The organism is Variovorax sp. SRS16, assembly GCF_901827165.1.
Classification (GTDB): Bacteria; Pseudomonadota; Gammaproteobacteria; order Burkholderiales; family Burkholderiaceae_C; genus Variovorax.
This window is the reverse complement of the sequence record NZ_LR594666.1, coordinates 2,664,166-2,683,684: the sequence shown is the minus strand read 5'-3', so window position 1 is coordinate 2,683,684 and position 19,519 is coordinate 2,664,166. Positions and strand designations below refer to the sequence as shown.

26 protein-coding genes and 1 tRNA gene are annotated in these 19,519 nt (G+C 59.9%); 18 read left to right on the top strand and 9 right to left on the bottom strand.

From position 1 onward, the window contains the following. Positions 1–55: 55 nt before the first annotated feature. Positions 56–165, bottom strand: a tRNA-Lys gene (locus E5P2_RS13030). A 98-nt stretch (positions 166–263) separates the two neighbouring features. Here E5P2_RS13030 and E5P2_RS13025 point away from each other — a divergent pair. Then, a complete protein-coding gene (locus E5P2_RS13025) occupies positions 264–1,685 on the top strand; it encodes a tyrosine-type recombinase/integrase (protein WP_162567578.1) in 1,422 nt (473 codons plus the stop codon). Positions 1,686–1,752: 67 nt separating this feature from the next. Beyond that, complete coding sequence (locus tag E5P2_RS13020; RefSeq protein WP_162567577.1) at positions 1,753–2,196, top strand: hypothetical protein; 444 nt, start codon at positions 1,753–1,755, stop codon at positions 2,194–2,196. A 1,239-nt stretch (positions 2,197–3,435) separates the two neighbouring features. Here E5P2_RS13020 and E5P2_RS13010 read toward each other — a convergent pair. Both E5P2_RS13010 and E5P2_RS13005 read right to left on the bottom strand, forming a co-directional pair. Continuing rightward, positions 3,436–3,840, bottom strand: a complete 405-nt coding sequence (locus E5P2_RS13010) for an Hsp20/alpha crystallin family protein (protein WP_162567575.1) — start codon at positions 3,838–3,840, stop codon at positions 3,436–3,438. Positions 3,841–3,858: 18 nt separating this feature from the next. Beyond that, positions 3,859–4,296, bottom strand: coding sequence for an Hsp20/alpha crystallin family protein (locus tag E5P2_RS13005; RefSeq protein WP_162567574.1), 438 nt, complete (start codon positions 4,294–4,296; stop codon positions 3,859–3,861). A 551-nt stretch (positions 4,297–4,847) separates the two neighbouring features. Here E5P2_RS13005 and E5P2_RS38145 point away from each other — a divergent pair. Further along, the gene (locus E5P2_RS38145; RefSeq protein WP_162570473.1) at positions 4,848–4,982 is read left to right on the top strand and encodes a DUF3606 domain-containing protein; all 135 of its coding nucleotides are present in this window, start codon (positions 4,848–4,850) and stop codon (positions 4,980–4,982) included. 227 nt (positions 4,983–5,209) lie between these two features. Here E5P2_RS38145 and E5P2_RS12995 read toward each other — a convergent pair whose 3' ends face one another. After that, a complete protein-coding gene (locus E5P2_RS12995; protein WP_232080682.1) occupies positions 5,210–6,760 on the bottom strand; it encodes a recombinase family protein in 1,551 nt (516 codons plus the stop codon). A gap of 198 nt (positions 6,761–6,958) precedes the next feature. Here E5P2_RS12995 and E5P2_RS12990 point away from each other — a divergent pair, with 198 nt between their 5' ends. Continuing rightward, a complete protein-coding gene (locus tag E5P2_RS12990) occupies positions 6,959–7,234 on the top strand; it encodes a hypothetical protein (RefSeq protein ID WP_162567572.1) in 276 nt (91 codons plus the stop codon). A 289-nt stretch (positions 7,235–7,523) separates the two neighbouring features. Here E5P2_RS12990 and E5P2_RS12985 read toward each other — a convergent pair whose 3' ends face one another. Beyond that, a complete protein-coding gene (locus E5P2_RS12985; protein ID WP_162570472.1) occupies positions 7,524–7,703 on the bottom strand; it encodes a DUF3606 domain-containing protein in 180 nt (59 codons plus the stop codon). A 110-nt stretch (positions 7,704–7,813) separates the two neighbouring features. Here E5P2_RS12985 and E5P2_RS12980 point away from each other — a divergent pair, with 110 nt between their 5' ends. After that, on the top strand, positions 7,814–8,047 hold the full coding sequence (locus E5P2_RS12980) for a hypothetical protein (RefSeq protein WP_162567571.1): 234 nt from the start codon (positions 7,814–7,816) through the stop codon (positions 8,045–8,047). Between the two features lie 16 nt (positions 8,048–8,063). Here E5P2_RS12980 and E5P2_RS12975 read toward each other — a convergent pair whose 3' ends face one another. After that, positions 8,064–8,321: a hypothetical protein gene (locus tag E5P2_RS12975; protein ID WP_162567570.1), complete on the bottom strand. Its 258-nt coding sequence runs from the start codon at positions 8,319–8,321 to the stop codon at positions 8,064–8,066. Positions 8,322–8,466: 145 nt separating this feature from the next. Between E5P2_RS12975 and E5P2_RS12970 the strand changes: the two genes are divergently transcribed. Beyond that, positions 8,467–8,766 carry a hypothetical protein gene (locus E5P2_RS12970; protein ID WP_162567569.1) on the top strand — a complete coding sequence of 100 codons (300 nt, stop codon included), beginning with the start codon at positions 8,467–8,469 and terminating at the stop codon, positions 8,764–8,766. Between the two features lie 34 nt (positions 8,767–8,800). Here E5P2_RS12970 and E5P2_RS12965 read toward each other — a convergent pair whose 3' ends face one another. The 3 genes from E5P2_RS12965 to E5P2_RS12955 all read right to left on the bottom strand — a co-directional run bounded on the left by E5P2_RS12965 (position 8,801) and on the right by E5P2_RS12955 (position 10,024). Continuing rightward, positions 8,801–8,992 carry a type II toxin-antitoxin system HicA family toxin gene (locus tag E5P2_RS12965; RefSeq protein WP_162567568.1) on the bottom strand — a complete coding sequence of 64 codons (192 nt, stop codon included), beginning with the start codon at positions 8,990–8,992 and terminating at the stop codon, positions 8,801–8,803. Next, positions 8,989–9,219, bottom strand: coding sequence for a type II toxin-antitoxin system HicB family antitoxin (locus E5P2_RS12960; protein WP_162567567.1), 231 nt, complete (start codon positions 9,217–9,219; stop codon positions 8,989–8,991). Before E5P2_RS12960 ends, E5P2_RS12965 begins: the two co-directional genes overlap by 4 nt. A 478-nt stretch (positions 9,220–9,697) precedes the next feature. Next, entirely contained in the window at positions 9,698–10,024 is a 327-nt protein-coding gene (locus E5P2_RS12955; RefSeq protein ID WP_162567566.1) for a hypothetical protein, read from the bottom strand. Between the two features lie 651 nt (positions 10,025–10,675). Between E5P2_RS12955 and E5P2_RS12950 the strand changes: the two genes are divergently transcribed. The 12 genes from E5P2_RS12950 (at position 10,676) to E5P2_RS12895 (ending at position 19,519) form a co-directional block, all read left to right on the top strand. Beyond that, positions 10,676–10,864 carry a hypothetical protein gene (locus E5P2_RS12950; RefSeq protein ID WP_162567565.1) on the top strand — a complete coding sequence of 63 codons (189 nt, stop codon included), beginning with the start codon at positions 10,676–10,678 and terminating at the stop codon, positions 10,862–10,864. Between the two features lie 127 nt (positions 10,865–10,991). Further along, entirely contained in the window at positions 10,992–11,786 is a 795-nt protein-coding gene (locus tag E5P2_RS12945) for a hypothetical protein (RefSeq protein WP_162567564.1), read from the top strand. Beyond that, positions 11,779–12,153, top strand: coding sequence for a hypothetical protein (locus E5P2_RS12940; protein ID WP_162567563.1), 375 nt, complete (start codon positions 11,779–11,781; stop codon positions 12,151–12,153). Before E5P2_RS12945 ends, E5P2_RS12940 begins: the two co-directional genes overlap by 8 nt. A gap of 335 nt (positions 12,154–12,488) precedes the next feature. After that, positions 12,489–13,052, top strand: a complete 564-nt coding sequence (locus E5P2_RS12935; protein ID WP_232080681.1) for a hypothetical protein — start codon at positions 12,489–12,491, stop codon at positions 13,050–13,052. Between the two features lie 313 nt (positions 13,053–13,365). Continuing rightward, a complete protein-coding gene (locus E5P2_RS12930; RefSeq protein WP_162567561.1) occupies positions 13,366–13,608 on the top strand; it encodes a hypothetical protein in 243 nt (80 codons plus the stop codon). Continuing rightward, positions 13,605–14,120 carry a helix-turn-helix domain-containing protein gene (locus E5P2_RS12925; RefSeq protein WP_162567560.1) on the top strand — a complete coding sequence of 172 codons (516 nt, stop codon included), beginning with the start codon at positions 13,605–13,607 and terminating at the stop codon, positions 14,118–14,120. The genes E5P2_RS12930 and E5P2_RS12925 overlap by 4 nt, the downstream gene beginning before the upstream one ends. A gap of 289 nt (positions 14,121–14,409) precedes the next feature. Then, complete coding sequence (locus tag E5P2_RS12920) at positions 14,410–14,598, top strand: hypothetical protein (RefSeq protein WP_162567559.1); 189 nt, start codon at positions 14,410–14,412, stop codon at positions 14,596–14,598. Next, a complete protein-coding gene (locus tag E5P2_RS12915) occupies positions 14,595–15,536 on the top strand; it encodes a toprim domain-containing protein (protein WP_162567558.1) in 942 nt (313 codons plus the stop codon). The genes E5P2_RS12920 and E5P2_RS12915 overlap by 4 nt, the downstream gene beginning before the upstream one ends. Positions 15,537–15,544: 8 nt before the next feature. Next, positions 15,545–17,059 carry a YfjI family protein gene (locus tag E5P2_RS12910; protein ID WP_162567557.1) on the top strand — a complete coding sequence of 505 codons (1,515 nt, stop codon included), beginning with the start codon at positions 15,545–15,547 and terminating at the stop codon, positions 17,057–17,059. Beyond that, positions 17,056–17,502, top strand: a complete 447-nt coding sequence (locus tag E5P2_RS12905; RefSeq protein WP_162567556.1) for a hypothetical protein — start codon at positions 17,056–17,058, stop codon at positions 17,500–17,502. Before E5P2_RS12910 ends, E5P2_RS12905 begins: the two co-directional genes overlap by 4 nt. Next, positions 17,499–17,789, top strand: a complete 291-nt coding sequence (locus tag E5P2_RS12900) for a hypothetical protein (RefSeq protein ID WP_162567555.1) — start codon at positions 17,499–17,501, stop codon at positions 17,787–17,789. The genes E5P2_RS12905 and E5P2_RS12900 overlap by 4 nt, the downstream gene beginning before the upstream one ends. A gap of 188 nt (positions 17,790–17,977) precedes the next feature. Further along, a complete protein-coding gene (locus tag E5P2_RS12895) occupies positions 17,978–19,519 on the top strand; it encodes a hypothetical protein (RefSeq protein WP_162567554.1) in 1,542 nt (513 codons plus the stop codon).

The window sequence follows — 19,519 nt, the reverse complement described above, 5'->3', positions numbered from 1 at the left end:
GAGAGGAAGAACCAACGGATGAATCAATGGAACTCCTTGATTCACCTGAAGATTCTGGTAGGACGTACAAGATTCGAACTTGTGACCAACGGATTAAAAGTCCGACAAGAAATACATTCCTGAGTATTCGGCAGTGTTGATACAATTCAACAAAATCAACGCCTTAGATTGGATTCACTGGATGAATCGACAGTCAAACGTTGATTCAGATTCCTCCAAATTCCCTCAATCTGGCTACATGGTGGCTACACGGAGCGCCTGTGATGGCAAGACCGCCGAAAAATCAAGCTCCGGACCTGACGAAGGCGATCGACATCACTACCGGGTCCATAGAGCGCCTGGTGTGCCCGTTGGGTAAGCCTCAGGCATTCCTCCGCGATCTGAAAGCGCCTGGGCTGCGTGTACGGGTCACAGCCAACGGCGCAAAGTCGTTCGTCTTCGAGGCCAAGCTAGATCGACAGACCATCCGCAGGACTATCGGCGATGTTCGGGCATGGAAGATCGATCAGGCGCGTGTGGAGGCGAATCGCTTTCGCGTCCTGATCGACAACGGCGAAGATCCGCGCGAGCACGACAAGATTCAAACTGCTGCGAAGATCGAGCGCAACATCGAGGCTGAAAGATCCAAGACAACCGTTGGAGAGGCCTGGATAGCCTACCTGGCGGCCCGGAAAGAACATTGGGGTACTCGGCACTACGAAGACCATAAGCGGCTCGCCAAGGAAGGCGGCACACCGGCCAAGAGAGGCACGCGCGGCACCGGCAAGACGAAGCCCGGTCCAATCTACGCCTTGCTTGCCATGAGGCTGGATGAACTGACGCCGCCGATTATCGAGGCCTGGGCGGTTGAGCAAGGCAAGGAGCGCCCTACCTATGGCCGGCTCGCCTGGCGGTGCCTGAAGGCGTTCTTAGCTTGGTGCGCAGAGGATCGGGAATACAAGTCTCTCGTTGATGCCGGAGCGGCAAAAACGCGCAAATCCCGCGATGCCTTCGGCAAGGCAGGACAGAAAAAGGATGTGCTCCTGAAAGAGCAATTGCCGGCGTGGTTTGCAGCGGTGCGCGGGCTGCCGAATGCCACCGTCGCAGCCTACCTGCAAACGCTGCTGCTGATCGGTTCCCGCCGTGGTGAGCTGCTCGAACTGAAGTGGACCGACACCGATACGAAGTGGAACGGCATGACCATCCGCGACAAGGTAGAGGGCGATCGACAGATCCCGCTTACTCCGTATGTCTGGAGCCTGCTGGATGCCCTCCCCCGCATCAATCAATTCGTCTTCGCCAGCACGCGCAAAAAAGATCAGGCCCTGAGCGATCCGAACAGCGCGATGGAGACGGTTTGCATCACCGCGGGTGTTCAGGGGCTGACGCTGCACGGGCTGCGCCGATCATTCAAGAGCCTGACTGAGTGGTTGGAGATTCCTGCCGGTGTGGTGGCTCAGATCATGGGCCACAAGCCCAGCGCGACGGCGGAAAAGCACTACACCGTGCGCCCCCTCGATCTCATTCGTATCCACCACGAGCGCATAGAGGCATGGATGTTGGAACAGGCCAAGGTGCCATTCAAACGTCCTGATGCAGTCGCTCCAGCGCCGGCTGAAAAAGCAAAAGAGCCCACCTTGGGCACTGACAAAACCGACAAAAGGCCAAGCAGTCAAAAAGATCCTGGGGTGAAACCCGTGCTTTAGTGGTTTCTGCCATCCTGAATGCTCTACGAATGAGGGCAGAATCCCGCAAAAAATGAGGGTTTGCGCAATGCTGGATGAGCTTAACCAACAAAGTTGGTGGATAGGGCTGAATATTGTTTTCCCAATGATTCCGATCTTCTTCATGGTCGGTTTCAAAATTGCAGCCTCGCCAAATGGTCAACCTAGACCACCCATTGCCAAAGTTTGGGCTGAGGCTGCCGCTGATGGACAACTGTGCTTCTACGCCGCCGCGATCACCGCGGCGTCGATGACCGAGACGCTCATACCCGATATGAAGGTATCACTTCTCTTCGGATTACAGGTTGTCTTCGCTCTCGTCGCTACACTGGTCTTCGCAATCTTCAACACGATCCACAACGTTGACGGGCAGCATCCCAACACTGACGTGCTTAGTCGCTGGTCGAATCGCCTCACCTGCCTGGCGATTGGCAGCGCCATGCTGATCCATGTCTATCATGATTACCCACACATCTTTACTGCCGCTAGCTAAGTCGCTCGTTGTCGCCGGGGCCGCTGCGTTGGTTTCGACGTTGGCAATGCTCGTTCTTGGTTACCCAGGGTACGCGAACTGGGCGGCTATCTGCAGTGCTCTTGCGGCGGGCATCGTCTCCTTTGTACTTTACAGGCGCCCAACTTCTTATGCACAGCCGCTGCCGGGCTATCAGGTGCACGGTGCGGCGAGAAGTCCAGTGCACGACAAGAGATCGAGGCGCGCGCGCGCTGAAGAGGAGTCGCAGATCGATTTCAGCAACTCGGTGCCGCCGTAAAGCGGTGGCCGCCGCAAAGCCGAACGATCGCTTGGCGGCGAGCCCATGAAGCCGGCAAAGAAATTCCGTATCGCCTAGGGAAAGCTCTGCCCCTCGACAAATGCGAAGAAAACGGCTGCTGCAGTGCAGATTCTCAAGGGTCACGCGCGCCGCCGAACCGCCAGCCTGGAGCTTCGGAGCGATCGTTGGAAGGTCAAGGATCGCGCAATGACGGTAGAAGCCAAGCTCTGACCCCTGACCCAGGAAGGCTGGGAGATTCCGCTCCCGCACTAAAGCCCGTTGGTGAAAGCCTTCGGCGTCAAGTACGCGGATCTGGGCGACAGCAAGACGGACGGCAAGACGATGGCGATCATCGAGGGATACGCCTACGATGCAACCGCCGACCGTGGCCGGTCGAAGTCGCCATCGGGTGGTTCAACAACCCGCCCACGCTGCCAGAACGGCGCCTTCGACAGCCTCGACGCCGAGCACTTCAAGGTCTCGGGCGCGTGCAGAACAGATCACCATCCAAGGACTGGCCTCCCCGCCTTGATCTGGTCATTGCCTTGCATGCAAGCGCTTGCCGGCCAGCCAAGCATCTACGATAAGCGCTCGTGCCGCGGGGTGCTCCGGATCCGTCATGACCCATTCGGGATAAGAATGCGGCAAACTCGCTGCAGTCACTCGAATCGCATCGAACTCAGTCGGGGACAAGGGCGCGACGCTCTCGGCACGCCGAGTCAAGCTCTTGCGTAGCGCCGCTTGCCACGCGTCCGGCAAGTGCTCGACGGCCGGCAAGAGCGCAAGTGCAATGCGCGCCGCGCGCGGGCTCAACGCTTCAGCTTCCCGGCGCAAACGCGCCAGGCATTCGGTTCCACTCATGGCGTTTCTTGACCTTAGTTTTTGAACGGCGTGGCCGGGCCGCTGTCCGACGCAACTGCGCAGCGCCATGCAGTTCGGCCCAGCCACGCCCCGATGCAGCGTCACGCAGCTTGTACGCTGATGCGCCTCGGCTGCGCGTGCTCCGCCTTTGGAATGCGTAGCTTCAGCACGCCCTGGGCCAGCTCCGCCGAGATCTCCCCGGTGTCAAGTTCCTTGCTCAGCGTGAAGACGCGGTGGAAACGCGCCAAGCCCACTTCCGTGTGGCTGGACTGCAGTCCCTGCGGCACCGGTATATCTGCCTCAGCTTCGATCTTCAGGGTGTCGCCCGTGACGTGCAGGCCGAGCTTCTCGCGTGACACCCCGGGAAGGTCGGCATACAGCGTGATGCCCCCGCTGTCTTCGACCACGTCCACGGGCGGCGTCAGCGCGGCCTCGCTGTAGCGCGAAACTTGCTGTTCGCCAATTTCTTTAGAGGCGGCGACGGCGGGTGATTGATGCTGGGTCATGTTAGATCTCCCTTCTCATTACTGGATGGTGATGCGCCGCGGCTGAGCGGAGGCGCGGCGCTGGACTGTGATGTGCAACACGCCATCGCGGTACTTGGCCTCGACCGCTTCCGGATCCGCATCCTCCGGTAGCGTGAGCATCCGGCGGAAGGCGCCCTCGAAGCGCTCGTTGATGTGGATGGCTGCGTTGGCGTCGGCCTGGGGCAATGGACTCTTGCGCTCGCCGGCAATGGTCAGCAGGCCACGATCGAGGTTCACCTCCACCGTCGAGGGATCGATGCCCGGCGCGAACGCGTAGATCTCCACGGTCTGCGGCGTGCCGCCGACATTGAGCGCGGGAAATCCGTTGCGGCCGAAGCCTCGGATGGTGGGGGACAGATCGAAGGCCTGCTGCATCTCGCGTTGCAGGCGATCCATCTCGGCGAACATGTCGCGTGGGAACAGGGATCGGTACATGGCGAAAACCTCCTTTCAGGTTGAACGGAGCGCCGGAGCGTCTCCAGCGCTTCCGTCAAGCGAAATAGGAGCCGTCGCGGGCATTTCAAGAGCGAAGAAGCGCCTCGGTGGAGGGGGGATTCCATGGTTGTGCCGTTGCGGACGACGACGCTATCGGCCCCTGTCGCATCGATAAAAATCTTTAAACCCACCGAGCCTTGAAGCCTTTCGAAGCGACGGTATGTTGGTTCTCAGAAGCCAATCGTCATTCCAAGGCAAGAGGAGATTTGTCATGTCGATGGACTTGCTCAAGAAAATTGCATCAGTGCGCCTGCCTGTCTCGTACACCGCGACTGAAGACATCGACGCGGTTAGGATCCTTCGGCAGGCTGGATTAGTTGTCGCACTCATCCCCGCACCTGCAGACCCCGTGACCTTATCCGGTGGCAAACACGCCGCTCAAGTCCTCGCGATAACGGCGAAAGGACGGAATGAGCTGAGAGAGGCCCAATCGGCGCGAGACAGAGCGCTGGCGGAGGCCTGAATCTGAGCAGCGACGCCGAGAGCGAGCCATTCGCACCGGAGAAGTCCGCAGCTGGACGGAATCACTCGGCTGTACCGAGGAAGAGTTGCGCAAAGCCGCGACTGCGGTGGGCAATTCGGCGGGAGCCGCCCGCAAGCACCTGGGCGAAAACCTCCACTCATGAAGCTGAGGCAAACTCCAGTTCTTGAAATGGTAGGCTGTGAGCGTTGCCGCCCTGATTGCATCTCTTGCGGTCACCCGCTAGGGCCGCAGGTAACCGCCAAGATAGGGCGCAAGTCGGGCGCATGCTCGTGCATCACCTGCTGTCCTAGGCGCTCGCTGAAGCTATGGCCGCACCTGCGGAACCTAGCCATTTAAATGCTGCATGAGGGAATGGCTTTTTGCGCTCGCTCAGAAGCCCTGCGCAATCTCCACGATTGCCGCGTAAACCTGCGCGAGGTCGGCATGCCTGAATGCAGCTACGTGCTCATCTCGATTGGCTCGAAGGAACGGGGGCAAGTTCGAGATCTCAGATCTGGGCAAGAGTACGAAGTCCTGCATGGACTGATTCCCGAGCGCCATCCGCAGAGCCAGCACATGGGAGCTTCCGGAGTTTCGCCTGTGCGCGATTCTCCAACCCGAGCAGCCGTAGGCCATGGGCTCCTGATGCCTGCACATGAGGACCTCGATGGCAAGTTGGCTTTTGAATCTGATCACGTTGCGATGCAGGGAACACCGCACGCCCCTCTCATTTAACGACCGGAGCAACTGCTCGATGTGGTCGGTCTTCGTCTGAACCAGCGCCCGGTCCAGATCGTGAAAGCGGCGCCTTGTCGGCATGGTGAAGCCCAGGCGTTCGTAGGCGCCGGAGATCGAGCCGAAGTGGTTCGCAAACGTGCTGACTGCCGGCATCGCTGGCTCCTGTCGAATGAGCGAGATCGAGAGCGTCCCTTTTCGCCTGAGGATGCCGCGAAGACCTTCGAGCAGATCTTCGTCGCAGAGCAGCTTTCTCCGGTTGAATTGCCTCACGCACGCGACAGCCTCGAAAAGCTCACGGCTGACCAATGGCTCGAACGCGCCTTCGCACCTGACCCACTTTTCCGATGGGAGGTAGATGGCGGGTGAGGTGAGCCGTCGGATGGTCTTTCCACTGACGCTGACGCCGATGTATTTCTCGTTCGTGAGAATGCTCTCAACCAACCACCGGGTCCAATTCCTCCCGGAGAACCTCAGGCCCTCCTGATTGAGGTTGGCGGCAATCTGCCGCTCGCTCTTTCGCAGATAGACGTAGTCTCGATAGATCCTGTGAACGACGGCAATCTCTTCCGCGGGGCCGGGCACCAGCGTGACACGATCGGACTGAAGGTTCTTGAGTTCGCCGTCGGATAGGAAAACGCCCTGCTTGCCGCTGCCGAACACCACTTTCCGGCGAAGCCCATAGCCGGGAATGCCACCGGTGCGAAATCCCATGCTGGCCACGCGCGCTTTGCCCAGCGCCGTCTTCGTGGACAGCTCCCGGCTGAACTCGCCCGCCATGGCCCGCTTGAGCGCCTTCAGCACACTGGATAGCGGCTGTTCATCTGAACCGAACTGCTCCGCGCAGTAGATCACCCGTATCCCAGCCCTCCGGCAGAGGAATTCGTAGTGCGCGCTTTCGTCGGCGTCTTGAAATCGGCCCCAGCGGCTCACGTCGTAGACAAGCACGACCTCGAAATCGACCTTGCCGCCAACTATGTCTGAGAGCAGGCGCGATAGCCCCGGGCGACTGCGCAGCGTGAGGCCGCTCTTGCCCGGGTCGGAATAGGTTGCGACGATTTCCATGTGGTTCGTCTCTGCGAACACATGGATGAGCGCAGACTGGTTCAGGATCGAGTACTTCTGATGGTCCGTGGACATACGGACGTACTCGGCAGCTCGAACAACCCTTGCCGGGTCGAGCGGGGGTTTGTGTGAGGCGGCCATCTCGCACTCCCAACAGGCGGGATGCGGATGGTGCCCTTTTTTGGCGGGAAAGGCCAGGATAGGACAGTCGCCGGCATCGAGGAACCTACCCGCGAAGGGCTGGCTGCCGAAGCATCCTCTACCAGCGCCGGGACTGTGACGCGATCGTGCGAGGTGGCGCTTAAGCGAAACTTAGGCCTCTGAAACTCGGAGCCCGTCATGCCTGCAACACCGCAAGAAGTCGCCGCACTTCGACGAACCTTCGAGCAAGAGCACCGCAAGCCCGCTCGTGCCCTGGCCGAGCTACTCCTGATAGGCAATGTGCTGCTTGAGTCCCACGAGGCTCTTGAAGGCCGGCTCGGCGAACGGTTCGAAGCCTTCGTGCTTGAGAGCCTTGAAGACGAGGGCGTCAGCCATTCCGAGTTCGCGCGCGCGGTGCAAGCCCTGCAGGATCTCCGCTCCACCTTGGAAACTCTGGACGGATTGCCAGGCTAGCTATGGCAGCAGCGACCCGAAACCGAACGGACCCGCCCGGCGGCTTGGGGGGTGGTGGCGGCGCGCGCTGCTGCCTTGGACCCTTCGCCAGGTCTTCGACCAGCGTCTGCAGCGCGACCAGCCCGGCCGCCATGGCCTCCTGGTAGCTCCCGACCCACTCTTCTGCCCCGTTGAGCTCCAGCCAGTGGCCCAATCCCTACTGCTCGATCAGTACCCAGGCGAACCACCCCTTATCTGGCTCATCGACATAGACCGCGATCCGGCGCAGCTCCCCCGCAGCCACGGGCGCCTACTGCTTGCCGAGGAAAGTGCGGACCGCCTCGGCCGAGGTGCCGGCCTCGGCCACTGCCTTACGCAAGGTTTCCTCATCAACGCCGAGAGCCTCAGTCCAGTAGCGGACCTCGTGCTCCTCGTTGACGTTGATGCGTGAGCGGTCTTGGCCGCCGCGGTTCGAGAGATCGTCTGGCATGGTCTTCTCCTGCTGGTGGAAGGTCATGAGACTGGGCTCCCATCCAGTTTTAGGTCAGACGCGGCTTCTGTCACATGCAGGACGGATGCCAGCGGCGCAGAATGCCCGCCATGGAGACGAAGGAAAGAGCCGCCCAGATCGCACGCCTGCAGCAGCTGGCTGTTGAAGAGCGCCAGGCGCACTTGGACGAGGATGAGGCTGCCATCAGCACAGCTCTCGACCTCATCGAGGAGCGGGTGCGGGCGCGCGTTGCTCGGCAGCGACGCAGCCAGATCCTGCTCGTTGCCGCGGCTGTTGTTGGTGCCTTGACGGCCATCCTTGCCCTCTGGCCGCGCCGGCGGTAGCTTCCGACGGGCCTACTCAGAACGGCGGCCGAGCCAGCTCGTCGAGCCACGCCACCGCGTCGGCGCCGAGCGGCAAACTACTCCTCGACCTGTGCAGCGCTTCCTCCACATGCGCCAGTCGGGCGAAGGCGTGCAAATCCTCGTCAGTGGGCCCGGAGCTCTTTCCCTCCAACTGCTCACGAAAAGCCGCGACGATCCGGGCTTGCGCAAGTTGGCGCATCTGTGTCGCTTTGCGAATCATCCCGTCGATGCTTTCAAGTTCGTGTGCTGGCATGGGTCTCCCTGGGTCGGAGCGGAGATTTTCTTGCCCGGATAACTAGCTGCCCTGTAGGCGTGCGCGCCTCTTACGACCCTGAAGCGAATCTGAAGCCGGCGTCGGCAGACTACTGTATGCTTAACCAGTGTTTTACGAAGTTGTCATGCTGCGCAATCGGAGTCGGCGCCTGGGCCGTGGGGAACTGGTAGCGCCGTTGCGTGGCACCCTGCGGATCACCGAGGCGGACCGGGCCACGAACAACTTCAAGCGCAACCTGCTGGTAGCAAACCTCTGGGATAGCTACGGCGAGAGTCGCATGCGTGGCTTGGCGACGTTATTCGACCCGGTGCTGCTGCCCTACAAGGGCGACGGCTGGCTGATCGCCGGCACTGAGCTGCATTCCGAGGGGCAAGAGCTTTGCGAGCACCGGCAGGTTTGGCTGTGCAGACCGGTCGCCTTATGAAGCCGAACGCGCGCCGCATGAGGTAGGGCAGCGGCTACTTAAAACGGTGTTCGATCCCAGCCTGCTTCAAAATTCTGTTTGCAAAGTGCCGATCATCCACTTTGCGCGGCACGATTTGCACATAGGCGCCCTTGACCCATGCCTCGTGTGAGCCTTTGCCGCGGTCGGGCAGCTTCTTAAAGTGATGCGTCTCCAACAGATCGATCACCTGCCGGCGGTAGTTCATTCCTCCGAGATCTTCGCGTCCCTGAACACCAGATTAGGAGGCTCGCCCCGCCCTTGGTACTCGTAGATTGTCTCGGCCGCCCACCGGGCTTCCTGCTCAACCTCGGCCCTGGTATCGCCTGAAGCCGCCAAGCCGTTCAGATCAGGACTTTCGGCCCAAAAGCCGCGTGCCTCCTGGCTGTAGTAGACGTTGACCACGATCTCTCTGGCTTCGTGTACGGCAGGCATTTTTGATCCTTGGTTGTAACTGGTAGAAACTTTCCGAGGTATGGCAATTTTGCGCTACCGGAGAATCCCTCGTCTGTAGGTGGGAAGCGGCGTGTTGTTGGTACGCGTCAAAAAAGCACGTTTACAGCCCTTTGGTATCCAGAGGGCTGCTTCAGTTCCATATCCTCGGTACGGTTCGCCATCTTCAATTCCCCCGAATTCGGGGGTTTTGAGTTAGGCCGGTGAACCACAGACACGTTGTCGTTCATGGAAGCAGGGCTCACGAGCTACAACCTCTATGCACGCCAAGAAATCATGCATAGGAACAAGGCGTTTCCTATGCAGGTCACTTCGGCCAAGCCACTTCTAGGGTTTGGACATCGCTGGCGTGGCCGTCAGCTGCTCCTGCCAGTTCTTGAACTTCAAGCGTGCACGCTCCGAGTACGTCTGCGATGGGATTGGCAGGCTCAGGCTTGGCATCTGCGGCACCTCTGGCACGTCAACCCTTCAGGCGATGCACCTGCGCACGCCACGGGTGATCCGCGCTTGGGCCGCTCAACAGCGGGTCCTTGCGTGCCGGGTCGTTCGGCTTTTCGTTGGCTTCGATGAATGGTGCCTCGACCGCGCCCTTCATGATGGCCGCATATTCGACTTGCAGCTTCACGACCGAGATGACGTTGCGCTGGATTTCGACCTTCAGGCGCTCACGCGGCAGGTCCAGCGGCTTCGTCGTGTCGCAGATTCCTTCGTACTGCCTTCGCATCATTTCGATCAAGTCGCTGGCGCCGTTGAGGGACAAGCCGATTGATGTGGTTGGTTCGTTCATACATTTTCCTGACAATTTTGTATTGCAACGCTTGCGCTTCGATGATTTCTTCGGGATAGTCGGCGCCCCCGTTCGCCACTCCTAATTCATGAGCCTTATTGCTAATTGCCCGTTCCGTACGCGGATGCATGATTTCTGCCAAATCAGCAAGCGGCAGCGCGTTGTAACAGTCGCGAATGAATTTCTTCTCATGCTCTTGCCACAGCGGGTGCAATCGACCCATGTTTTCGTCTATCACTTTTCTGCCGGCCAACTTAAGTTGCGTGGCTCGCGATAGCACCGTCTGCATTGGTAGCCCAAATAAAATACCCAAGTGTCGATTGGTCATCCACGGATATAGATCGCGCAATGTCGCGTCTTCCTGCGGCGACCAGAAGCAACAGCCGTTGCCGTGCCTGATCCGTCTCAAGATTCTTTTTCCTCGGGCCTGCTGCCCGGTGTTAATTCCTGATGCGCTCATGGGCACCAAGTATTCCGGCGCGTCATCGCCAGCGACACGAGCGGATTTCCGTATGTTCGATGCACTCCGCCAGTGGCATTCGAGCGTGCGGGCGCGCGCGGTTGTACTGCAGCAGGCGCCAAACTTGCCATTCGGGCGCGACTAGGGTTTCTACCCTTCATAGCATTTGATTTAATGCCACAATATCAACAATGAAAGCAGGAAAAACCACACACGGCGGTGCTGGCCGAGGCCAAGGGCGGAAGCCGATCGAGGCCGGCCAGGAGTCGGTGACGGTGAACATGAGGCTGAGCGGCCGTCAGCGCGACAAACTGCAGCGCTTGGGCGGCGCCCCTTGGGTGCGCGAGAAGATCGACAAGGCCAAGGAACCGAAGGGATAACGCCGCGCCTCAGGGCGTCGAGTCGCATGCAGCGATTCGGATCTGAGGCACTCAAGGCGCCGGCCAAGGTGGTGGAACACCGAGGCCAGCTAACCAAAACGCGACACCGTACAAAGGACTTCGCATCATGGCTACCCAAATTATCGCGCCCGTTTGCGGCGCTGCACAATCCAACATCCGGAGTAGTGCGAAAGACTACACAAAAGCGGAACAGAATGCGGCCCGCGCCCGCATCAATACGCAGCAGCAATATCGTGAGGATGTTCATATCGGAGCGATTGAGGATTTGATCGCTGCAGGCGTCATGACATTGGCCCAATGCCCTGGACAAGCGGGCAACCCACCGAAGTCGGCGACCTACTACGACGGCGAACGGCGCACCCGAGGCATGAAGGCGGTTCCCCGCGACCTTCATTATTTCGCCATATCGCTTTATGGCCGTGGGCGTGCTCGCGTGGTGCTCGGACTTTCCGAAGACGAAGCGAGCCGTCGCGAAGAGTGGCTCAGGGCTGACATCGCTGCGATGAATGCCGAGCGGCAGCAGAAGGAACAGCTTGCCGTCCAAGCAAGATATTCGCGTAAAGCGCTGTCTGAGATGGTAACCACGCACGCCGCATATCGGGCAGACGTAGTGCAAACCAGCAAGGTATTGTTGAATCTGGTGAGAGACGGCGCGGGCCGGAGCAAATGGCACGGCTTCAGCTATTGCGACGATGCAAAAGCACAGCTGGCGGAATTGGCCGACGAGATGATCCAGATTCTGGAAACCGGCACGACTTGTTTCAACGCAAAACTTCACGCGACCATCGCCACTAAGTGGCAAGCCGACATAGCACGGGGTGATCCCAAATTCGTTGGGATGCTCGCAGCACTCCAGCAGCCGGCCCTGATCGATCAGGGCGAGGCGGTGCAGCATGGCTAAGCCCGCCGTTGCGAAGGACATCGCACCATCTAACGTCCTGTCATTCCCGAGGGTTGCATTGACGACGGGCCGACGCCGGGGGCGTACGCGTGTCTCTGGCAATGTGCTCAAGTTCACCGGGACCAAGCGCTACAACTACGATCGTGGCGAAGCGCTGAGGAAATGGCAAAACAGTATGGCGAAAGCGGTAATGGACCTCTGGCAACAAATCCAAGAGGGGGAAATTACCGGCATGGTACTTGTCACCACACCCACAGATGGCAAGAAGTACAGGTGGAGGGCTGGCGGCGTCTTCATAGAGGACAAAGACACTGGCCGGGCCGTTCTGGTAGAGGTTGCCAAGGAACTGGGAGAGTGGCGTGAATAGGCCGCATGCTCGCTACCACTACCCGCGAAAAGGTCGTTCCGCGCTCGCCTGGGTCGCGATAGCCCTTTTGGCCTTGCTGGCAGCTTTCTCGGTTGTTGCGCCCAAGGACGGCGGCAGTCTTGCCTGCGGCCTGCCCTTTTTTTGGTCCGTGCTCGGAGCCTTCGGTTTCGTCACTATGCTGGCTCGCGCGCTGCGCTTGGCGATAGGAGGCGAATAGAAGTTTTCCCCATATGCTCTGTTTTGGAAGGCGCTAGACGTTGCTGTTGAAAATCGGTTTCCCTCGACCGACCCGCGCCGACCTTTTTCTATTCGAGGGCTGCACTTTAGGGAGTGCGATGATCTACTTCAAAGCTAATCTAGGCTTTGGGCCTGACCTGCCGGTTTGGCCGCCGACCCCCGGCTTGCTCGCACCAGATTGGATGCATGCCCCGCGCAGCGAGTGGTCGCTGGAGAATTGGCGCGACTACGCGACTGATCTGGAACTGCTCGGGCACGACCTAGTTACCGAAATCGAGAATGCGCGCAAGGAAATCGATCGATTCCGAGAAAAGCTCTCGCGGAAACCGGAGGGTCAGGGACGAGACGAGATTGCGGCGGGGTTGTTTGAATCGCTGTTGGCCTCTGGACCGCGCCAACGGGGCCGCCCCAAGGGCAGCGGTCGGAACCGCACGCGGGCTGCGCTGGCGCTCACGATTCAAGCAGATTCGGCAAGCCTAGGCCGACCAATTTCGAAAATTGCAGCGGCTGTGCAGCTCCTTCGCCGCGAGGGGGACCGCAATCCTGATCCCAAAGCGGTTCGAGCGCTCACAAACGAGATGTCAAAACAGGCGCCGAAGAAAAAAGCACAAAAAAGCGCAGGGGTCACCTTGGATATTTGGCGGCATCCTCTACGAGATTAATCTTCGCTCCATCGGTCAGAAACCAAATCAACCCTGACCGACAAACCATCGCAATAACGTGATGGCCTTTAAACCTAACGCCGAGAGGCGCCGGAGATGCAGAGATGCAATCTAAGATTCCATTCCCCACGTTGGAGGAAGAACACCGTACATTGGTGCCGACCGACGTAGCCGCACACCTGTTGCTGCGCCGCCCGCAAACGCTCCGGGGCTGGGCGTGCCTCGGAAATGGTCCTATTACCCCTGTGCGGTTGCACGGCAGATTAGGGTGGAAAACAGAGGACATTAGAAGGCTTATGAACGGGGGTGCAGCATGAGCGCCCAAGTTCTGACCCTAGCCCCCAAGTGGGGCGACCATATGGTGACCTGGGGCGAAACCTCGATTCCCTGGGACGAAGCGCAACGCCGTGCCCAGCGAGCGCAGGCTTTGGCAAAAGGTTTCAAGCTGACCACCATCGAGCGCCGGCAAGCGTTCGGCGAGCATTACCACCACACGGTGGTCGATTTCTTCGAGTTGGCCCGCCTGATCGACAAGGCTAAGGGGATTCAGCAATGAAAAATCCCCAAGCATCTTTTCAGACACAAGGGGATTTAGGAACGGGCTCGGAAGGCCTCGATTCTACTTCTCAAGACGCGAAGTCGCCATTGCTCCAGCTCACACGCAAGGAGCAACACGATGTCATCGTCAAGGCGCTTTGCGTCAGTCCAAAGCTCACGACCGAACTGCGCGACCGTGGTTGTTGGATGGCAAATAGCCGCGTATTCGAACTGCGCGCGATGGGGCTAGACATCAAGACAACGATGGTGACAGCGGTCAGTGCGGACGGGCGGCTTCGCCGTCAAGCGCTGTACAGCCTCGCACAACCTGCCAGTGACTGGACTCCGATTCCGCTCCTCAAGCGTAAGCCGCGCAAAAAGGCCGAGGCTGCGGTGACATATACGCCGTGGACGGGCGTCGATTGCATGAGGCATCCAGAAAAGGCGGCCCAAGCGCTCAACCTGCTGCGCTCCTGGGAATCGGCGCGCGTCATTGGGATCACTCAACCTCCAGTTGCAGGGAGCGTCTGATGTCCTGGATCCGTGTTGCCGCATTTACTGCGGCTGGCTCGGCGTCGCGCCATCAAGACGATGTACCTCTACCGGATACCCGCTGCGACGGCTGCTATAGCCCGCTGCGACCTTTCGTGCGCGTCTGTGATGGTTGCGGTGCTCCGAGCGCGGCCGGCCCGCGCATGAGCGGCTCTCGACTTGTCGCGCACGCCGCCCCGAGCGTTTTCTATGCGCCTCGCCCCTGGGTCGATGTAGCCACCGCGTTCTTCGCATCGCCGTGCTTTGCCAACGTCTGCAAGGGGGAGCGATGAACGACGAAGACAAGCGATTCGCAACCATCGCCGCCGAGTACGCGCTGGCCGGCCATGCGCTCATCCGCGCAAAGCCTGGTGAGACGCAGGCGCCCTACTTCGCGATCCGCTGGGGCTGGATGAAGCCCATCCATGACCTCGACGACGCCCGCCAGCTGCTCAACCACATTCAGGGAACGAAATGACAGATTCAAGAGAATCATTCTGCGCCGCCATCGCTGCGGCGGGCATCAATCCGCCATCGGCTGGTGACATCCCGGAAGGCGTCATCTACCGATTCAACGGCACCGGCAAGCGCGGCGGCACGAAGAACAGTTGGCTTGTGTTCTTCAGCGACGGCAACCCGTCCGGGCGCTTCGGCTCGTGGGATATGGGCATCGATTGCACATGGTCGGTCAAGTCCGACGACGAACTGACGCCAGCCGAGCGCGAAGCCATGCGGGAACGTGTTCGGGCGGCCCAGCGTATGCGGGATGCAGAGACGGCCAAGCGCAATGCCGGTGCATCGGTGAAGGCCAACGGCATTTGGGCTGCCGGTATCCCTGCTGTTGGGCATCCTTACCTCAAGGCCAAGGCAGTAAAGGCGCATGGTCTGCGCGTCGGCCAGTGGCAGAAGTGGGACCACGACACAGGCGAGCTCCTCACGCTTCAGAACGTGCTTTACGTGCCGATGCGCGACACCACGGGCAAGCTCTGGAGTCTGCAAGGCATCACGATCGACGGCGAGAAGCTCTTTCTCGCTGGTGGCAAGGTCAAGGCCTGCTATCACTCGATAGGACGGCCCAGCGGGCGCTTGATCATTGGGGAGGGCTACGCAACCTGCGCCACTGTGCACGAAGCAACCGGCGACGGCGTAGCTGTCGCGTTCAACAGCGGCAACCTCGACCCTGTAGCCCGTGCTCTGCGCGCGAAGTATCCCTGCTTGTCCATCATCGTCGCCGCTGATGACGATCATCAAACGCCGGGCAATCCTGGGCTGGCTGCTGCTCGCGTGGCTGCTGCCGCGGTCGGCGGAAGCGTTGCCCTTCCCGACTTCACGGGTCTACCCCGTGGCCCGCGTGATTCCGACTACAACGATCTTGTTCGGCTCGCCGGCAAGGTGAAGATTGGCGGTGCAGCATGAATACGTCCATGTCTCCCGATCTGGCGTCTATCGTGCGTACCTCGATCGACGCGGCGAAGCCCTCTCTTGAAGGCTGGGGCATTCCCGCCGAACTGCCCGACACGCTGCCGCCCGTGATGGCGTTCGATCCTGAACTGTTGCCGGAAGAAATCCGCGCCTGGGTGGTGGACATCGCTCACCGGATGCAATGCCCGATCGACTTCCCGGCAGTTGGTGCAGTCACGGCCATCTCAAGCCTGATCGGTGCTCGCGCTGTAGTGCAGCCGAAGGCCAAGGATGATTGGCAAGTCGTCCCGAACCTTTGGGGCCTGATCATCGGCAACCCTGGTGTGATGAAGTCGCCGGCACTGAGCGAAACACTGCGACCGCTGAACCGGCTGGAGGCAAAAGCTCGAGAAGCGTTTGAGGCTGAGCGGGAATCGTGGGATCTGGATGTCAAGGTAGCGGAGCTACAGAACGAAGCGAACAGCAGGGAGGCAAAGGGGATTGCGGTAAAGGATCCTGCCAAGGCGCGCGAGCTGCTCAAGCCCATGGATCTGCCCGCATCTCCTGCTGAGCGTCGCTTTATCGTCAACGATGCCACGGTAGAAAAGCTGGGCGAGTTTATGAGCGTCAACCCGTGGGGCTTCATGGCCTATCGGGATGAGATCCACGGTTTGCTCAAGAGCATGGATCGCGAAGGACAGGAAGGAGCGCGCGCGTTCTACCTGCAAGGGTATGACGGGAACCAGTCGTACACCTTCGATCGCATCGGGCGGGGTACTGTGCGCATCGAGCGCGTGTGTCTCGCGATGCTCGGCGGCATCCAACCTGGTCGCATCCAAAGCTATGTTCGGGATGCCGTTTCCGGTGGTGCTGGGGATGACGGTTTACTCCAGCGTTTCGGCCTGACGGTCTGGCCCGACACGGATGGGAATTTCAAGAACGTGGACCAGTGGCCCGACACGCCGGCTAAGCAGAAGGCTGGGGATGTGTTCGACCGCCTGGCAGCCATCGAGACACCCGACGAGCCTACGGTGTGGCGCTTCGACGATGAGGCGCAAGCCATCTTCAACGAATGGCGAGAACAGTTTGAGCCGGAAGTGCGCGGGGGGACGTTGCACCCTGCCCTCGTCGCTCACTTGTCTAAGTACCGCAAGCTGATCCCGGCTCTCGCGCTGGTATTCGCCATGATCGATTCGCCGACAGCTGGTGTGATTGCTGCCACGCATCTCCTGCGGTCGCTGGCTTGGAGCGACTATCTCCGCACGCACGCAGAGCGGCTCTATAGCGCAGCCGTGATGCCTGAGACGGGTGCGGCGAAGGCTCTCCTGACCAAAATCCGCAGCAAGGCCCTTGGCGAGTCCTTCACGCCGCGCGAGGTGGTGCGTAAGTGCTGGGCTGGCCTGGGATCGACTGAGGCCGTGCGCAAGGCTGCGGAGCTGCTCGCTGACTACGAATGGTTGCGGCTGGATGTCGTTCAAACGGGCGGCCGACCCAGCGAGCGATTCGAGGTGAATCCGCGTCTCTGGAGCGCGTCATGAAATGGCTCGATCGGCTCAGAAAAACTGAGATGAGCCCCAGCATCGAACCGACAAAACCGACAATAGTCCTTTTGGCCCCTTTTGTCAGTGCCGAAGTGGCGCCCGTGGCGAATTTCGAGGCTTCGGTGAACGATCCTGAGTTTGACCCCGACCGCTGGTGCTGGCCGCATTCCGACGCTATGACCGGCGCCGAGATCGACCGCATGCAGACGCGGATTGCGATCTTTGATCGGCGCGGCTTCCGCCATGACGATGCCGAGGCCCTGGCCGACAAGCTGGTGCTGCGCGACCGCGAAGGAGATGACCGCCGCATCTGCCTGGAGTGCTCCAAGCTGCAACGTGGCATGGTCTGCTCGGTGCCGGCAGCGGCAGGCGCTGGAAGGGCTGTGGCGCCCCTGGTGAGGCTTCTGCAACGGTGCCCAGCCTTTGAGGTGGCGACATGAGGCAGTACCACGAACGATCCACTGAAGAACGCCAAAGGCTTATCGAAAGCACCATGGCGATGATTCGTGAAGCTGCGACTGAACGTCAGATCATCATGAGTGCGGATATGCGGGTGAGCGAGAGAGACGCGGCTTCTTTGATTGGGTACACCAACGCAAACTCCCTCAAGAACCTACGTCAAGCTGGTCAAGGCCCGGTTTTCTACCATCGTCCTGTCAATGGATCGCGCGTGAGTTATCGACTTATGGACTTGGCGATGTGGGTCGAAGAACGACGCGAACTTTGATGCCGAGATCTTGCCGGCATCAAAGCGGCATCGAACGACATATTGCGTCATCGATCTAGCGCCAAGAATTTCCTATCGTGCAGGGATGCGATTCCTAGGACGCCCGCCATCTCGTTCATTGAGATTCCCGATCGTCCCGACAACCCTGGCGGGCCGAGTCTCGCCAATCCGCACAATGAAAGACCGCTATGGGGATTCTTGACTTTCTGCAACAACCTGATGCACAGCTTGGGATCGGCCTGCTTGCTGCCGGTGGACCGACGACTGATCCAAACAAGAGCGGTTTCGGTCAGCGTATCGCCGGAGCAATGCAAAGCGTCGATAGTCAGGCCACCGACGACCTAAAGCGCAAATACTTGCAGGCGCAGATTGGCGATGCGACTTCACAGTCGCAGGCTCGGCAACTGCAAATGCAGCGCGACACCGCGCTAAATAATTTCGTGCTCTCTCGACTTGGCGGCAACGGCTCTGGCTTCGGTAGTCCAACCTCTGGAGCATCCCCCTCTATCGGCGGCTCGATGAGCACGCCTGTCGGCGCCGGGGCGTCTCAGTTGTCTCTTGGCGTCAATCCATTTTTGATGACCAGCCAGCCCGCGCAGGGTAGTCCTTCTGGGCAAGGACAGATCCCAATGCAAGGGCCGGGTACTGCCGGGCCGAGCGCATCGGGTGGCTTTCCTTTTTCGTTGAACGACCTGGCCGGGCTTAGCGTTCTCGGACAGAAGAACGCTACTGACTTGTTCAACATGTACAAATATCAGAACGACGGCGTGAAGCAGGAAGCCGGCAACTACTACCGCGATCCGACGACCGGCGCTGTTCGCTACATGCCAAAGGTAGACGTGGGGATGGGTTTCGATGGAAGCGGCAACGTTACGCCGTTGAACGGCTACGCGCGCGCGAATGCCAACATCAAGGGCACAGAAGCCGGTGCCGTCGCTCAAGCAAAGATGCCATTCGACATTGCCACCGATCGCTCGCGCCAACTTACTCAGGCTCAACTGGACACGCAACCAACCGTCGGCGCCGACGGAAATACCTACTACACGCCGCGCGCTCAGATCGCGCTCGGGGGTGCTGGGGTGGCTTCTGGCTATGCCGGAGCGATGGGCGGCCTAGGTCCTGGCGTCGGCGCTGGCGGCGTCGCGGGTGCTTCGCCCGGTGGCTACATGGCGTCTCGGAATCCCATCACGCAGCAGTCTTCGATCGCTCTCAATGACAACTGGGTAAAGAACATGCTCAACCCGGTGCAGGAGTCCGGCAAGAGTGCGCTCGATCTTCAGAACAGCATTCAGGCCATTCGCAATACCGACATGTCCACCGGCTGGGGTACGGAACAAAAGGCGGCGGCTGCGAATGTTCTTACTGGCTTGGGCATGGCTCCTGCAAGTGCCCAGCTCTACGCGGCCAATGCGCAGAAATTCCAGTCGATCGCAATGGACCGGCTGCAAACTTCGCTGATCGCCCAGAAAGGCACGCAGACCGAAGGGGATGCACAGCGCGCCGGGCAAACCTTCGCATCGCTCAAGAACACGCCCGAAGCCAATCAGTTCATTCTCGACTTCGCGCAGGCTAAGACGAATGCCGATCTTGCCAAAGCGAAGTTCTATGAAAGCGCCCTGCCCCTGGCTCAGAAGAAGGGCGACCTAACCGCCGTCGATCGCGCGTGGCGGCAAGTTGGGTATTCCGTCTGGAATGACCCGGTGCTCCAGCAGTGGAAGAAGGGAAACTGA

Bases quoted from the DNA above. Each gene is read 5' to 3' on its own strand.
- E5P2_RS13025 (WP_162567578.1), top strand. From the start codon at position 264: ATGGCAAGACCGCCGAAAAATCAAGCTCCGGACCTGACGAAGGCGATC.
- E5P2_RS13020 (WP_162567577.1), top strand. From the start codon at position 1,753: ATGCTGGATGAGCTTAACCAACAAAGTTGGTGGATAGGGCTGAATATT.
- E5P2_RS13010 (WP_162567575.1), bottom strand. From the start codon at position 3,840: ATGACCCAGCATCAATCACCCGCCGTCGCCGCCTCTAAAGAAATTGGC.
- E5P2_RS13005 (WP_162567574.1), bottom strand. From the start codon at position 4,296: ATGTACCGATCCCTGTTCCCACGCGACATGTTCGCCGAGATGGATCGC.
- E5P2_RS12995 (WP_232080682.1), bottom strand. From the start codon at position 6,760: ATGGCCGCCTCACACAAACCCCCGCTCGACCCGGCAAGGGTTGTTCGA.
- E5P2_RS12990 (WP_162567572.1), top strand. From the start codon at position 6,959: ATGCCTGCAACACCGCAAGAAGTCGCCGCACTTCGACGAACCTTCGAG.
- E5P2_RS12985 (WP_162570472.1), bottom strand. From the start codon at position 7,703: ATGCCAGACGATCTCTCGAACCGCGGCGGCCAAGACCGCTCACGCATC.
- E5P2_RS12980 (WP_162567571.1), top strand. From the start codon at position 7,814: ATGGAGACGAAGGAAAGAGCCGCCCAGATCGCACGCCTGCAGCAGCTG.
- E5P2_RS12975 (WP_162567570.1), bottom strand. From the start codon at position 8,321: ATGCCAGCACACGAACTTGAAAGCATCGACGGGATGATTCGCAAAGCG.
- E5P2_RS12970 (WP_162567569.1), top strand. From the start codon at position 8,467: ATGCTGCGCAATCGGAGTCGGCGCCTGGGCCGTGGGGAACTGGTAGCG.
- E5P2_RS12965 (WP_162567568.1), bottom strand. From the start codon at position 8,992: ATGAACTACCGCCGGCAGGTGATCGATCTGTTGGAGACGCATCACTTT.
- E5P2_RS12960 (WP_162567567.1), bottom strand. From the start codon at position 9,219: ATGCCTGCCGTACACGAAGCCAGAGAGATCGTGGTCAACGTCTACTAC.
- E5P2_RS12955 (WP_162567566.1), bottom strand. From the start codon at position 10,024: ATGAACGAACCAACCACATCAATCGGCTTGTCCCTCAACGGCGCCAGC.
- E5P2_RS12950 (WP_162567565.1), top strand. From the start codon at position 10,676: ATGAAAGCAGGAAAAACCACACACGGCGGTGCTGGCCGAGGCCAAGGG.
- E5P2_RS12945 (WP_162567564.1), top strand. From the start codon at position 10,992: ATGGCTACCCAAATTATCGCGCCCGTTTGCGGCGCTGCACAATCCAAC.
- E5P2_RS12940 (WP_162567563.1), top strand. From the start codon at position 11,779: ATGGCTAAGCCCGCCGTTGCGAAGGACATCGCACCATCTAACGTCCTG.
- E5P2_RS12935 (WP_232080681.1), top strand. From the start codon at position 12,489: ATGATCTACTTCAAAGCTAATCTAGGCTTTGGGCCTGACCTGCCGGTT.
- E5P2_RS12930 (WP_162567561.1), top strand. From the start codon at position 13,366: ATGAGCGCCCAAGTTCTGACCCTAGCCCCCAAGTGGGGCGACCATATG.
- E5P2_RS12925 (WP_162567560.1), top strand. From the start codon at position 13,605: ATGAAAAATCCCCAAGCATCTTTTCAGACACAAGGGGATTTAGGAACG.
- E5P2_RS12920 (WP_162567559.1), top strand. From the start codon at position 14,410: ATGAACGACGAAGACAAGCGATTCGCAACCATCGCCGCCGAGTACGCG.
- E5P2_RS12915 (WP_162567558.1), top strand. From the start codon at position 14,595: ATGACAGATTCAAGAGAATCATTCTGCGCCGCCATCGCTGCGGCGGGC.
- E5P2_RS12910 (WP_162567557.1), top strand. From the start codon at position 15,545: ATGTCTCCCGATCTGGCGTCTATCGTGCGTACCTCGATCGACGCGGCG.
- E5P2_RS12905 (WP_162567556.1), top strand. From the start codon at position 17,056: ATGAAATGGCTCGATCGGCTCAGAAAAACTGAGATGAGCCCCAGCATC.
- E5P2_RS12900 (WP_162567555.1), top strand. From the start codon at position 17,499: ATGAGGCAGTACCACGAACGATCCACTGAAGAACGCCAAAGGCTTATC.
- E5P2_RS12895 (WP_162567554.1), top strand. From the start codon at position 17,978: ATGGGGATTCTTGACTTTCTGCAACAACCTGATGCACAGCTTGGGATC.